Origin of the sequence: Maridesulfovibrio sp., from assembly GCF_965230075.1 — a bacterium.
In the GTDB taxonomy this organism is placed as follows: Bacteria; Desulfobacterota; Desulfovibrionia; order Desulfovibrionales; family Desulfovibrionaceae; genus Maridesulfovibrio.
Genome location: NZ_OZ245945.1, coordinates 1,433,089 through 1,448,927, shown reverse-complemented (window position 1 = coordinate 1,448,927; position 15,839 = coordinate 1,433,089). Strand labels below are relative to the sequence as shown.

Below are 15,839 nucleotides of genomic sequence, written 5' to 3'. Positions count from 1 at the left end.
ATGACTGCACTCGATGTCCTGAAACAGTGCCGGGATAAAGGCATAATCCTTGCCGCAGACAATGGTAAATTAACTGCCGATTCTCCAGCCGGAGCCATGGACAACTCCTTGCGCAACGCCATCAAAGCTTCCAAGGAGCAACTTCTCGAACTTCTGAATAATCCTTCAGAATTTCCGCTCCCCGAAATCCTGCCGGCAGAGTGCGCCGTTCCGTTATCCCCATATCAGGAAATCCTGTGGGCTTCGCAGACCAGCGATACCCCGGACCACTCCATGCTCAATCTGGTAGGAGCCTTCGACCTCGAAGAAAAAACATCTTCCCACCGGCTGGAAAAAGCATGGAATATCCTTATCGAAAGACACCATGCCCTGCGCACATGCTTTCGGACCGGAAATTCAGGAATTGCAGAACAGATAACGGCTCCAGCCAAGCACCTGAAACTGCAGATTGCAGCCGTCCAATCACAGGAACAACACAACACGGTCCTCCAAGAAATGGCCGCAGAATTCCAGAACACCGCATACGATCTGCAGGACGCTCAACCCATCCGCATCGGATTGGTGCAAAGCCCTAAAAAACAAACCATGGTCCTCGGCGTACACCACATTGTGGCTGACGGCTGGTCTGTCGGAGTTCTTCTTCGCGAATTGTTCTCCCTGTTGGAAAAGGATGACATTTCTGAATCAATTTTACCGCCGCTTGCATTCCAGCATCGTGATTACGTTGCCTGGATGCTCGATACGGTCATGCCGAAGCTGAACAAAAATCAGTCTGTTTTCTGGCAGAACAAGATTAAAAAAATGCCACCGCTGCATTCCCTGCCCACAGATTATATCCGCCCGGAATTTCGTGAAGAGAGAACAAGCCGTATTCCTTTCATATTAAAGAAAAGCGAAATAGACGCACTACAGGAAGTCGCCAATATAAGCGGGACAAGTATGTTTATGATCCTTCATACATGTTTCCGTCTGGCTCTGTATCGGTTTGGTCATGAACTTGAACCAGTGATGGCCGTTCCTTCTGCCAACCGCCAGACCAGAACCGAGCAGGAAGCTCTTGTGGGCTGTTTTGCCAACAAAGTGCTGCTTCACTCCAAGCTGGACTTAAATAAAAGCATCGCAGAAGCCATTGACGCCGGAAGGCGCTGCCTGCTTGAAGCTATGGAAAATCAAGAGCTTCCCTTTGCGCGATTATTGGAATCCCAGCCAAGAGTACAAAGCTGGCAACCGCTGAGCCAGATCTTCTTTTCATACAACAAACTGGACCTCTTAGGACTTCCTGTCATCCCGCACCCGTTACCCATAGCCGGTGTGAACAATGATCTAGCCCTTACTCTCTGGGATGTCCGGGGCGGCGTGGAAGGAATATTTGAGTATGACACCGCCCTGTTTTCGCACAACTCCATGGGTTCATTCACGGACCTATTTCTCTCCATATGCAGAGCCCTGCCGGAAAATCTGGATAAAAATCCTGCAGAACTTACTCTGAATACAAGCAATGTTTCAGATGATACTGCCAGCGAAAATGCCGAGGCCCTGCCGGAAATAAAAAAGACTGACACAATTCTTTTCCTGAAAGCCAAAGAAGCACCTCTGGCAAAATTGCTGGCTGCCAGAGCCGGAGGACTGCAAGCCGCCTGCAAATGGGCAGATACACTTCCCGAAGATATCACAGAGTATTCCATCATCGTCACTGCGCTTCATCCGCAGGATCTGCGCGAAGCACTGGAAAGCGGAAAGCTCAAAAACATGCACACCTGCTTCCTGAACACACTCTGCCATGCCCATAACTTAAAATGGCTGCAGCGATGTGGAGCAAAGGTCTCCCTGCTTCTGGAATATCCCGAAGATCAGGGAAAACACATCTTTATAAATATTGAGGAGATGGAAGAGCTTCAGGGCAATGAATGCTTCATCCCCGTCACGTTCTCAAAGCAAATTAAAGGCAATCATAGCGGCGAACTAGTAGAATATATTCCGGGACTGCCCGGAAGATTTGCTGAAAACAGACAGTTGCTTCTGCCTTTGCCCAGCCCCGAATACCGGACAGTATGGACTGAAGGTAAATGCCTTAATCTGAATACTCTGGCGCGAAGTCTTTCTAGTAATATGGGAATTAATCTTGTTCTTGGAATGATGCCCGCTCCGACACCGGGACAGTTGCCTACAGGGCATAAAACCGAACAATTGATCGCCTGGTATACAAGCGAAGATGATGCATTGCCGGCCGGCACAGGAACAATCATCCCTGACCACTGGGTAAAAGTCAGTTCCATCCCCCTCACGGAAACGGGTGATGTTGATTTCACAATTCTCTCAAGACTGCCCGTGCTCTCGAAAAAAGCACTGGAAAAACATCCTCATGCGACATTGGTTCCGGCTGCACATTCCCTGCCGATGCTGCACCATTCCGATGCAGCTAAACCGGGTGTGCACTGCCCCATCGAGCCACAATACACAGCCATGGGCATGGAAATGCCTGTTCCTGAATCAACACAGGATTTCGGTCGCATGTCGCAGGTGTATGGAGGTGATCCAGACCGTGACCCGCAATCCTTTTCCTTCATACAAACCATTGAAGATGCTGCTGACACAGAATTTATTTTCATCGGACAAAAAGGGGGACAGACCTCACTTCCGGGCAGCAAAGTTATGGAAAAGGCGAAACAGTTCCTCCATGGCTTGCAAAACAATGGAATGCAGCACGGAGACAAACTTATCACCTATTGCCCGGACCAAATTGATATCCTGCCTTTATTCTGGGCTTCGCTGCTAGGCGGTTACTGCCTGACCATATTCCTACCCCCGGTGGAAGGTCAGGCACCGGAACCAGTTCTCCAGCGCCTTGAATACATTCTGGAATCTCTGGATCATCCGGCACTAGTGACCACACGTGACCAGAAACTACCCGAAAAAACGGGGCAGGTTCTGTTTGTTGAGGAATTACCCGGAGACGGCAAACAGGCGGAGATCGCACCGGCAGCCCCCGATGAACTCATCTATATGGCCTTCACTTCCGGAAGTACGGGAAAACCCAAAGCTGTGCCACTCATGGCCCGGAACATCGCATCTATGCTCATTGGCAAATCACAATGGCTCGGTCCGCTGGAAAATGAAACTCTTCTCTCAATGACCTCATTGGACCATGTCGCATCACTGTTTGCACACTGCACTCTAGGCATCCTGCGCAAAGCCCGCCTCGTGCTCTGCCCGGTGCAATATATTCTAGCCGACCCATGCCGCATTCTGGATCTGACAACTGAATACAGAATCACCCGCACATGGGCCCCGGAATTCCTCTGGAGACAACTGCGCAGTTCTGTGGATGCCTTGGATGACTCCAAAAAGAAATGGGATCTCTCCAGTCTGACCCACGTTTTCTCCGGAGGAGAACCCACAAGGGAAAAAACCTTTGAGCGATTGGAAGAAGTGCTCCTGCCATTCGGCATGAAACGGGGAGTGCTCGCCAATGCATGGGGCATGTCCGAGACTTCCTCCTTTTATACCATCGCGCGCCCATGGTTACCCGGGTCGGGGCAGGTATTTGCAAGCATAGTGGACGCCGGCGGACCCATCCCCGGAATGTCCATGCGCATTGTCAATGCTCAGGGCGAGGTTGTTCCGCAGGGAGAAATCGGTTCCATGCAGGTAGCAGGTCCGGCTGTAATCCGCGGCTATTACAATAACCCCAAGGCCAACGCCAAAGACTTCACCGAAGACGGCTGGTTCAGCACAGGAGATCTGGCTCTGATCTGCGATGACAAAATCATTCTTTACGGTCGTGAAAAAGAAATTCTCATCATCCGAGGTCAGAACATATCTCAGGTGGAAATAGAAGGAGCGGTGGAAGCTCTTCCCGGTGTAGTTCCGGGATTCACCGCAGCACTTGGCTGCCGCGATGCAAAGACCAAGGTGGAAGAAGTATTACTGTTCTTCTCCACAGACCTGCATAACGCTAAAGAAAAAGCAGCACTGGTAAGCCGGATTCAGACCGTTATCTCACAAGGTTTCGGAGTCGTACCCAAGCATGTAATCCCTGTGCCGACAAGGGATATTCCCAAGTCTGGACTGGGCAAAATCCAGCGGGCAGCGCTTATCAAACGCTTTTTGGAAGGCGGCTTTGCAGATGCCATCCGTGACGTTGACCTGCTCGTCAATAATGAACGGACTATGCCTGACTGGTTTGCAACAAAACGCTGGGTACCTGAAAACCTGCACCGAAGCGATAATCAAACACTGGACTCATGGACAATGTTCCTTGTCGGTCCGGACTACGCGCTGCGTACACCTCTGCAACAAGCACTTGAAGCAAAGGGAGCAACGGTGGTTAACACACTCACGGACGAGTCGAAATTTAAAACAGCTGATCCCGCACATTGGACCGAGCTGCTGAAAGATCATTCTAAAGAACATAAGGTAGGCATCATATGCCTGATTCCGGATGCCCGGGATAGTTCTTCATGCGCTGCGGAACAATTCGAAAAATGGCAGGCCTCAGCCATCTCCCCGGTTTTTGATGTCACCAAACATCTGGGTTGCAAGGATATCCCTGAACCTGATCTGCTTTGCGCTGTTACCGTTAATGCTCAGACTGTAGATATGGCAAAACCATGCTCCCCCGGAGCTTCCATTGTTAACGGCCTGCTCAGTGCCCACCGCCGCCAGAACATTAACCACAGGGTTCTACTTCTGGATACTGAAGGAACAGATCTCACTTCCGAAGCTGAAGCTATTGCCACAGAAATATGCGAACCAACCGCACACTCCACTGTGGCCCTGCGTAATGGCAAACGTTATGTGCCCAACCTGAATTCTATCGACTTTGCACCCGTTCCGGCAAATACCGAGTGGGAAAAACCGTTCCGCAGTGACCGTTTCTGCGTCTGCACCGGCGGCCTTGGAACTGTAGGCTCCGGTCTGCTTCCCCAGATACTCTCCTCCACAAACGGACGGTTGCTCATAATCGGACGCAGCCCGCAACAGAAGGGTCAAAGCGCACTCAAAAAACTAACTAAAAACATCGACACAAAACGAGTGCTCTATGCTCAGGCCGATCTTGCTGACCGGGATGCACTGGACATGGCCCTAAAAAAAGCCTGCAACCATTTTGAGTGCAAGCCCGGTGGCATCCTGCATATGGCTGCTGACACCAGCTCTCACCAGATACATGAACTCAATTTTGATAAATTCTCGGAAGCTACAGCGACCACCCTGCGTAACCTCCAGAATCTGGAAGAGTCTTTCAAGTCCCATCATGGAGTGGGACCGTTTATCAACTTCTCCACGGTTTTCGCCCATTGGGGAGAACGAGGGTTCAGTGTCTACGGGGCATGCAGCGCACTCAAAGAGTCCTTCATCCACAACATGGCGATACAGGGCCCCGGCACAGGCTGCAATCTAAGTTGGTCCCTGTTCACTTCGGACACAACTTCTCAAGAAAGCATTATGCAGAGCAGCTTCCTTGCCAAACGCGGATTCCTTTCCATCACTCCTCGTCAAGGTTTCATCAGCATGCTGGGCATGCTCCAGAGCGGCCTGCCCGCAGCACTGATTGGTTTAGACCGTACCAACCCGGGAATCTCTGCGGATTTCCATTCCAAGGTATCCAATGCTCAAGCCATCAGCCTAACCAGCAACAGCAACTTCACCCCCAGCTACCCGCTGATACACCCGCTGTGCCCTAAACTGCCCAACGCACTGACGCAAAAGGAAACAGGCAACAAAGGTAATGCGGAAAAATCATCCTCTACTTCTGCCACAGAACAACGCATGGCAGCAGTATGGAAGGAGGTGCTGAACCTTGAACATCTGGATGTCGAAGCCAACTTCTTCGAACTTGGCGGCAGTTCAGTACTACTGCCAAGGCTCAGGGTTAAGGTGGATGAAATATTTGGAGTGGACATCGGCAGCACGGGAATATTCCAGCACGCAAGCGTGCGGGAAATGGCTCTGGCAATAGACGGACAGATCCGTCCGAAACAGGATAGGACAGATAGCTCCCCAGCCGATGAAAAAACCGACAAAAGGGCAGCAGCCCAGCGCGCGGCCCGCCAGAAACGCAAGAAACAGGCCGCAAAATAACGAAACACCCAACCCCTGACAGGGCGGAGAACAATCATGTCAGCAGACAACAAATGGGAAAGGGATGAATATATGAACGCCGTGGCTGTAATAGGCATGGCCGGACGCTTCAGTCAGGCCGATGACCTGGATCAGCTATGGAGTAATCTTGAAAACGGCATGGAACAAATCCGTCCACTGGGGCCGGAACTTCTTGATGAGGCAGGATGCCCCGAACACATCAGGAAACACCCATGCTTTGTGCCCATGACCGCGCAAATGGAAGGCATTGAATATTTCGATGCAAACTTCTTCGGATACACTCCCGCAGAGGCCCGTAACATGGACCCGCAATTGCGGCTCATGCTGGAATGCTCATGGCACGCCTTTGAAAATGCCGGATATATTCCGGGATCAGATTGCGGACTGACCGCTGTCTACGCCGGGGCACAATTCAGCCTCTACTGGCCCTGCAATGTGCAGCCCGATTATCAGGCCAACCAGTGCCTCAATTACCTCCAGCCGGCTCTCTTCAACGGGCAGGATTTTCTGAGCACATGGATCTCATACAAGCTTGGCCTGTGCGGGCCCAGCCTTAATATCCAGACCGCATGCTCCACCGGGCTGGTAACGGTAGCCACCGCCTGCCAGAACCTGTTGGACCATAGCTGCGACATGGCTCTGGCTGTGGCAGGAAGTGTCAGCTCTCCACGTAACTGGGGCTATCTGGCTGAACCGGAAAGCATTCTTTCCCCCACGGGCCATTGCCGTCCTTTTGATGCTCAGGCCTGCGGAACCATCAGCGGGGAAGGCGTGGGAGCCGTACTGCTTAAACGTCTTGATGACGCCATTGCTGATGGAGATTCCATTCAAGCCGTAATCCGTGGCTGCGGGGTCAACAATGACGGAGCAGCACGTCCCGGTTACTCCAGCCCCAGTATCAAAGGACAACAAGCGGTCATTCGCAATGCTCACAGTATTGCCGGTGTTCGCAGTAGTGAAATCCAATATGTTGAAACCCATGGCACCGGGACAGCACTGGGCGACCCAATCGAATTCAAGGCATTGCAATCCATCTTCAAGGATGACAAGCGAAACATGCCCTGCGTGCTAGGGTCGGTCAAAGCCAACTACGGACATCTCGGAGCAGCCGCAGGCATGCTCTCCCTGATCAAAGTAATCCTGTCTCTCAAGAACAAAACCTTCACTCCCCAGATCAACTACGAGGCCCCGAACCCGGAAATTCCGCTCCATGGCAGTGACTTCCGTATAATTACGGAAAAGACACCGTGGCTTCAGGATTCTGCGAGAATAGCGGCCGTCAGCTCTTTCGGCTTCGGCGGAACAAATTGTCATGCTGTGGTTGAAGAGTGGCCTGCCGCAGACACAAAGCACAGCAACCGGGAAACTGAAGGTACCCATTGTATCTATCTCAGCGCAGCCAGCCGTAATTCACTGGGTGAACTCTGCCGGAAATGGGCTGATCATATTGAAAGTAACCCGGATATTTCCCTGCAGGACCTCTCCATCCAAAGCCTCGCCCACCGTAAAACACTCCCGTGGCGAACAGGAATCTGGGCTTACAATCCCGGACAGCTTAAGGACTCCCTGCTCAAAGCGGCAAACACACTTCCCGGCAAGCCTGCCAGCAAATCAACCAAAAACCTTGTGGCTGTGTTTTCAGGACAGGGCGGTCAATATCCCGGAATGGTTAAAGAGCTCTATCGGGAAAATTCCGTGTTCAGGAACAGCATTGATAAATGCGGACTCCTCATAGAAAGATATACGGGTAAAAATCTCATGGCTTCGGCCCTTTCTCCGGAAATCAGCAAAGACGAGTTAAGCCGCACAGACATGGCCCAGCCGGTCCTCCTGGCAGTAGGCTACGCTCTATACAAAACCTTTAAGGCACAGGGGATCAAACCTGATTCTGTCATGGGACACAGCCTCGGTGAATATACCGCAGCCTGCATTGCCGGGGTTTTCTCTCTGGAAGACGCATTAAGGCTTACCTGCGCACGAGGCAGGCTGATGGCAGGACTGCCTGAAGGGGATATGCTGGCTGTCGCCGCAACACCGGAAACACTTGGCCAATACCTCAACGCAATTCCTGAAAATTCCGACCCTGCTCTGGTGATCTCCGCCTGCAACGCTCCGGAACAGACTGTAGTATCCGGAACACCGAACAAGATCGAAAAGCTCAAATCAGTATTGGATAATCAGGGAATTCGCTGCACCAGACTTGATGTTTCCCATGCATTTCATTCCCCGCTCATGCAGCCCATGATTGCTGAATTTACCCGTGAACTGGAGAAGACGAATTTCAACTCGCCGGAAATGCCGATCATTTCCAATGTTACAGGCAAGGCAGAAACAACCCTGCTCACATCACCTGAATACTGGCTGGACCATACCCTTAATCCGGTTTTGTTCAGTCAGGGACTGCTCAATACAGCTCAGAACGGAGAGAATCTTTTTGTGGAAATCGGTCCGCGCCCGGTACTGATCGCCCCGGCTGTTCAAACCTTAGCCTCCCTGAATACGCAATGCGCATGGATACCGCTGCTGGATTTCACAAAACAACAGGTAGACACCGACAGTCAGGCCGCCGCACAGGGACTCATCGAACTTTACAAACAAGGGATCACCCCGAAACCTGAAGAATCTTCCGGCCCCTTACTTTCCCTGCCTCTATATCCATTTGCCCGGGACCGTCATTGGCTGGACATAGCAAAACCCGGCACATCGCTTGGCGAAGTCTGCCGACCCGCCGAACAGGATACATTGGAACTAAGCAATGAACAGGAAATGAGCTTAGGCGAGGCTTTAACAGCAATCTGGACTTCGATTCTCGGCATTGAGGAGCTGGGGAAAGATGATGATTTCTTCGCATTGGGAGGAACTTCCATCTCAGCTATCCGCATCATGACAACCATTCAGACCATGATGGGCGTTACTGTTTCCCTCGCAGAATTCAGCGATATGCGTACCCTGCGTGCCCTTGAAGAACATGTTGAAGCCCTTCTTCGAGAACAAGAAAACGAAGAATCCAGCCCACTCGCGGCCTCCTAAGACAGAGTCTTTCGCTCCCTTTTGAACCATGAGGAAACCATGACTAAAAAATTCACTTTTACCAAAGCTCAACTCAATAAAATCCTTGCTCCCGAAAAAGAGCAGAACCATCTAACCCCTTCAGCAGAAGACAGGTACAAGCCCTTTCCTCTCACCGACCTGCAACAGGCCTACTGGATCGGCAGGAGCAATGAACTTCAGGGCGGCACCGGAATGCAGATGTATCTGGAATTCCGCTGTCGAGACTTTGACCGCAACCGCTTCACCAAGGCCCTCAACCTGCTGGTGCACCGTCACGATATGCTGCGTTGCGTCATTCACGGAGACGGGCAGCAACGGGTTTTGGAAAACGCCCCTGCCATGGAAGTGAAATATGAAAACCTGACCGGATTCAATCCCGAAGAACAAAAGAAAAGACTCGAAGTGATTGCTCTGGAAATGCAGGAAACTGTAGCCGATCTGGAAAAATGGCCCCAGAGCCAGTTCCGGTTCAGCGCCACTTCCGGTCCGAATGACGGACACCTGCATTTCAAATGGGATATGTGGTGCTTTGACGGTCGCAGTTTCCAGATAATTTTTGAAGATCTGGCAACATTGTATCGCGATCCGGAAACAGCTCTTCCCGACCTGAACCTACGCTTCCGGGATTATGTTCTGGCCCTTGAAAAATTTGAGCAAAGTGAAACGTACAAAAATGATCTGGCCTACTGGCAGGATAAGCTGACAACTCTACCGCCTCCACCGGCCCTGCCCCGTCCTCCGGCTAAAAAAAAATCAGCTGTTACGGGCTCAAAAGGCTTTGTGACCTTCACCCAAACACTCAACCCGCAACGGACTAAGGCGATTCAACGTATATGCTCATATCATGGCCTGTCCCTGACCTCATTCATGGGAGCGGTCTACAGCGAAGTAATCGGGCTTTGGAGCGGCATGAAGCATTTTACACTCAACTTCCCACGCTTCAATCGCAATCTGGACTGGCATTCCGATGTATCCGACATAGTAGGCGAATTTGCTTCCTTCACCCTGCTTGAAGTGAATCTTGATTCCGGAGAAACATTTCTGGAACGAGCAAAGAATCTGCAGCAAAGAATGTGGACCGATCTGGAACATGGCAGTGTATCAGGCCTGCGTTTACTCCGCGAACTCACCCGCGAAAAAGGAGCACTGGAAATTCAGGCCATGCCGGTGGTCTTCACAGCCATGCCCGACAGACGAACCACAGGTAAGGCACTGGAACAGGCTATCGATTCTTTCGGCGAGGTTCTTTCCACCAAAGGCGAAACACCTCAGGTGCAACTGGACTGCCAGTACTTCCTGCTGAACGATGGACTCAAGATCAACTGGGACACTCAAGCTGACGCATACCCTGAAGGACTCACTCAGGACATGTTCGAAGAATATATGCGGCTGCTGGAGCTGTTTGCTGACAGTGAAGATATCTGGCACGCAAAACATCCCGCGAGTGCCCCGCAAGCACATCTTAACCGCCGTGATGATCAGAACAACATTCCGTTGGAACTTCCGGATACAACGGTATTTGAGCTGTTCACAAACAAAGCAACCGAACATCCGGATAAAATCGCCGTAGTCAGCGGTAATGAACAAATTTCCTTCAGCGCTTTGCTGAATCACGCCCGCACCATCGGTTCACGAATCCTAAAGACTATGGAAAAAGGCGAGACCCATGCCGATCCCGGCCCAACGCCGGCAGTGGGCGTGCTGCTTAAGCGCGGTTGGAAACAGGTGGCGGCGGTTCTGGGCATTCAGGCTGCAGGATTTGCATATCTTCCGTTAGATACTGGAAGTCCAACGGCAAGACTGCAACGCATCCTGAGCGCAGGCCGCCCCCATCTGGTCATTACCGAAGACAATTTCATGGAGACAGGCAGTAACAGCGCAACTCCTTTTTTCCATATCGATGAACTGCTTGTTCCGGACACAAATCTGCCTTTGCCCCGCGGGGCGCGAAAAGACGACCCCGCATACATGATATTTACATCCGGCTCCACGGGAACCCCCAAAGGAGTCACAGTGGGACAGAAGGCTCTGCTCAATCTGGTGCTCTACACCAACAACCGTTTCAATATTGATGAATCGGACAATATTCTGGCCGTGACCGCCCTGCACCATGACCTCTCTGTTTTCGACATATTCGGGGCCGCAGCCTCCGGGGCCACACTCGTGTGCATGGATCAAGACAAAGCATTGGACCCGGGCCACTGGGCAGACCTCATGCAAAAAGGAAAAATAACCTTCTGGAACAGCGTCCCCATGCTCATGGAACACCTGCTGAACCAATGCTCCGGGGAAACACTCCCAGACCTGCGTCTGGTGATTCTCGGAGGCGACTGGCTTGATCCCGGACTCCCGGAACGTCTGACTGCAATGGCGCCCAACGCGCAATTGATTTCCATTGGCGGTCCCACTGAGACTACCGTCTGGAACATAATGAACGAAGCTTCCAAAAAGCCGGATGGCTGGGACAGCATACCTTACGGCAAGCCTATCGATAACAGCAGCTACTACATATTAACCACTGAGCATCAGGATGCACCGGACTGGGTAAGCGGTGAAATGTATTGCGGAGGAGTCCCGCTGTGCATGTGCAGCAACACCGACCCGGAACTTGATGCACAGAATTTCATCAAGCACCCCCGGACAGAAGAACGGATCTACCGCACAGGAGACATGGGCCGTTACCGTCCGGAAGGACTAATTGAGATTCTTGGTCGCAAGGATTTTCAACTCAATATCAACGGGTATCGCTTGGACCCGGCAGAAGTGGAGAAAGAACTCAACCTGCACCCCTGCGTTCAGCGCGCAGTGGTCAGCGCTGTAGGCGAAAGAGGGAGCGAAATTCTTGGTGCATTCATCGTCCCCGGCGAACAGAGACTTGATGCACGCGAACTACGCACCTGGTTATTTAGCCGCCTCCCATTACAGATGCAGCCCAAGGCAATTTTCGTACTGGACGAATTCCCGCTTACCGCCAACGGCAAGCTGGACCGAAAAGCCCTACAATCCACCCCATTGGATAAGGCCGTACAAATTCAGGAAGAACAACGTGCCCCGACCAACGCCATGGAGATGTTTCTTAAAGAATTATGGGAAGAGGTCCTTGAGTTGGAAATCAACGGTGCCATGAGTAACTTTTTCGAACTGGGCGGCAATTCATTGAAAGCCATGCAGGTGCTGGCGCGGATTGAAGAGAAGCTTTTTATCAGACACCCTCTGGCTTCCTTCTTCTCCGCCCCCACCATTGCAGAGCTTGCAGACGCCCTACTGGAACAATTAGCCCAAGCCGGGCAGCAGAAAACTGCAGCAGGAGGCCAGTAATGAATATGGACAAAACTGGTCTGGCAGAGCTTCCATTAGAGGAACTGCTCAGCTTTGCAAAAGCACAGGCAGAAAACAGACAGGAACAGGAAAGAGCATCCGGGCCGGAAGCAGTCACAGTTACTGAACCGGAACTGTCCTTTGCTCAGGAACGCCTCTGGTTCATGGACAGGCTTTCCCCGAACAATCCATTTTACAACATACCGTTCTGCCTCGAAATCACGGGAGAACTGGATCAGAACGCACTGAGCGAGGCATGGCGGATAGTTATCGAAAGACACCACTGCCTGCGTAGCTGCTATCCCGGAGATAAATCAGGAAAACCTACGGTAACCCTGCTGCCCGCCGACAATTTACCCATGCACAACAAGGATATTTCTACCCAGCCAATGAACGAACAGAAGAAAATCCTTACAGCGGCAATGGAGTACGAAGGGAAAACCGGTTTTGATATGGCAGAAGGTCCGCTCATGCGCGGCACTTTGATCAAGCAACAGGAAACGCTCCATACTCTGTTGGTCACCTTCCATCATATCATTTTCGACGGCTGGTCAGTAGCTGTGTTCTATAAAGAGCTGTTTGAAATTTACGATGAACTCAGACAGGGAAAAGGTCCACGACTGAAGAAAGTTGAAGCCACTTATGAGCAGTACGCGCTCTGGCAACGGCAACGCCTGACTCCGCAATACCTCAAGCAGGAATGCCAATGGTGGAGTAAGCAACTTAAAGATATGCCGGAACTGGAACTGCGCACAGACACTCCGCGTCCCGAAACTCAAAGCTTTGCGGGAGATACAATTGAGTTCAGCGTACCTCTTTCCGTCTCCCAAAAAATGGACACTCTCGCCCAGAAGCACAATGCAACTCCGTTTATGGTCTGGCTGACCGTATTCGGACTAATGCTCTCCCGTTTTTCCGGTCAGACGGACTTTGCCGTAGGATGCGCGGTTGCCGGACGCAACCACCCTTCCACCGAGGGAATCATTGGATTTTTCCTCAACAATCTGGTGATACGCAATAAACTTGTCGAGAACATGCCTTTTGTCGAACTTCTGGAACAATTGCGCAATACAGTGCTGAGTTCCATGGAACACGAAGAACTACCGTTCCAAATTCTGACCGACGCAGTAAACGAAGAACGCAGCCTGAACAAAAATCCGCTCTATCAGGCTGGATTCATCTACCAAAACACTCCGGCTTTAGAGAGCATCGGCGAAGGACTGACCCTGCGCTCCGTTCTGGTCCCCATGAAGACCACCCACTTGGACGTGGAGCTGCTTATCTGGCCGGAACAAGAAGGCCTGCGCTGCTATCTGGTATATGCTTCAGACATCATAAGTGCCCGCAGGGCTAATGATATGGCCGAAACAATCCAAAAGATAAGCCGTATAGTCAGCAACACCCCCGATATCCCTATCCACGAAATCCTGCCTCATGAAAATGAGAGCATCCTTCATGGACAAGAACAGGAACACAAATTCCAGCCACCTTGGAATCGTCTTAAAGATCAGCTGGAAAAGGATGCAGCGGCAACAGCACTCATTGTTCCCGGAGAATCCGGCAAGAGAGAAGATTCAAAAAATATAAGTTACGCCGCACTGCACGAGACGGCCATGGAAATGGCAGCTCGCTTGGAAGAGCATTCCATAAAGCCCGGAAGTACCATCTCCATCATGCTTCATCCCGGACTCCAGCAGACTGCGGCAATGCTTGCAGTCTGGCGACAGGGTTGTGCCTGGGTGCCTCTGGACCCAAACCATCCGGCATCCATGAACCAGTGGGTGATTGAAGATTCCGGTTCCTGCTGCGTAATGACCGAAACCGTATTGTGGGAAGAACACAGCAGGAAAACCGGAGAAATAATAACTCCGTGTTTGCTGGATAGTCCTGTCAAAACGAAGCCTTCCATGGCTCAGAAACCTGCTGCCGATTCTACGGCCTGCATTCTCTACACTTCAGGTTCCACTGGTCGTCCTAAAGGCATTGCCCTTTCACACGAAGCTATAAATACCCGTTTATGCTGGATGTGGCAGGAACTGCCGTGGAAAACAAACGATGTGGCTTGCCAAAAAACATCGCCTTGCTTTGTGGACTTCATCTGGGAAACATTCGGCGCAATTCTAGGCGGGACACCGCTGGTCCTTACAGGCCCCAACCCGGCACGGGATATAAACCGTCTGCTGACCATCACTCGCGAGCACGGGGTGACCCAGATGGTGCTTGTTCCATCATTACTGAGGGCAATGCATGAAATAGGACAGGGGCTGAACATAACATTTCCCTGCCTGCGTTCCATCCTAAGTAGCGGTGAAATCCTCTCCCCCGAGCTGGTCCGGAAAACCCGTCAGGCCCTTCCTGAAATCCGTATTTTCAACCTTTACGGTTCCACAGAAGTAATGGATGCCACATGGCATGAAGCTTCAGTGCAAGACACAGAAGCAATCCCCATTGGCTCTCCCATTCACAATACCATAGTGGCTGTTCTGGATGAGGCCATGCGTCCTGTGCCTATAGGTGAAGAAGGAATTCTTTATGTCTGCGGACCAAGCGTGGCCCATGGCTACCACGGTGCGGCGCGTGAAAAGAACAATCTGTTCAGCACACCCGAGATACCGGCCATGAACGTTCCTTCTGGCAGGTGGTTCTGCATGGGTGACCGGATTTCACAAGGCGCAGACGGGCTGCTTTACTATCACGGACGTAAAGACCGTCTTCTCAAGGTCCGCGGAGTGCGCATGGAACCAGAAGCAATCGTGAACATTCTGGAACAGCACGAGCTGGTTAAGGAGGCTATCGTCACGGTACTTCCCGGCCCGGAAAGCACCAACAGACTGGTAGCCTATCTCCTGCTCAATACGGTGGACAGGAAATACTCCCCGCCGGAACTAGCCGGGGAACTGCGCCCCCACATGCACGATAAACTCCCTGCGGCCATGGTTCCGGATATGTTTATCCCCGTATCAGAATGGCCGAGAACTCCCTCCGGTAAAATCAGTACACGGGAGTTGCCCAAGCCGGAGACCATGTTTCGTAGCTCCGAGAAAATACAAACCACGCCCATTCAATCGGAGATTCTGAATATCTGGAAATCAACGCTGGAAATAGGCGGAATCGGAGTCCGCGACAACTTCTTTGAAGTAGGCGGGACATCTCTACTGATTGTCAGCGTTCACGAACAGCTGCAACGCGCGCTGAAAAGGAAATTCCCGCTGACCGCATTGTTCCAAAACCCAACCGTGGAAAGTATGGCGTCATGGCTCGACAATGAAAATAAGGACGCAGCAATGTCGCGACCGACAACGCGACGTACTGCACGGCAAAACACAATACAGCAACAACGAAAAGCACGAACAAGATTCAGATCATAA

At 51.6% G+C, this 15,839-nt stretch carries 4 protein-coding genes; all 4 read left to right on the top strand.

All coding sequences use genetic code 11. The annotated features are described in order from the left end of the window. Genes ACO05Z_RS06565 through ACO05Z_RS06550 form a run of 4 tightly spaced genes read left to right on the top strand, consistent with a single transcriptional unit; the run spans position 1 to position 15,839 of the window. Entirely contained in the window at positions 1 to 6,081 is a 6,081-nt protein-coding gene (locus tag ACO05Z_RS06565; RefSeq protein WP_421901357.1) for a condensation domain-containing protein, read from the top strand. A 36-nt stretch (positions 6,082 to 6,117) separates the two neighbouring features. Continuing rightward, positions 6,118 to 9,132 carry a type I polyketide synthase gene (locus tag ACO05Z_RS06560; RefSeq protein ID WP_421901356.1) on the top strand — a complete coding sequence of 1,005 codons (3,015 nt, stop codon included), beginning with the start codon at positions 6,118 to 6,120 and terminating at the stop codon, positions 9,130 to 9,132. Between the two features lie 39 nt (positions 9,133 to 9,171). Then, complete coding sequence (locus ACO05Z_RS06555; RefSeq protein WP_421901355.1) at positions 9,172 to 12,471, top strand: non-ribosomal peptide synthetase; 3,300 nt, start codon at positions 9,172 to 9,174, stop codon at positions 12,469 to 12,471. Beyond that, on the top strand, positions 12,471 to 15,839 hold the full coding sequence (locus tag ACO05Z_RS06550) for a non-ribosomal peptide synthetase (protein WP_421901354.1): 3,369 nt from the start codon (positions 12,471 to 12,473) through the stop codon (positions 15,837 to 15,839). The genes ACO05Z_RS06555 and ACO05Z_RS06550 overlap by 1 nt, the downstream gene beginning before the upstream one ends.

Coding starts and splice junctions, on each gene's coding strand:
- ACO05Z_RS06565 (WP_421901357.1), top strand. CDS start 1: ATGACTGCACTCGATGTCCTGAAACAGTGCCGGGATAAAGGCATAATC.
- ACO05Z_RS06560 (WP_421901356.1), top strand. CDS start 6,118: ATGTCAGCAGACAACAAATGGGAAAGGGATGAATATATGAACGCCGTG.
- ACO05Z_RS06555 (WP_421901355.1), top strand. CDS start 9,172: ATGACTAAAAAATTCACTTTTACCAAAGCTCAACTCAATAAAATCCTT.
- ACO05Z_RS06550 (WP_421901354.1), top strand. CDS start 12,471: ATGAATATGGACAAAACTGGTCTGGCAGAGCTTCCATTAGAGGAACTG.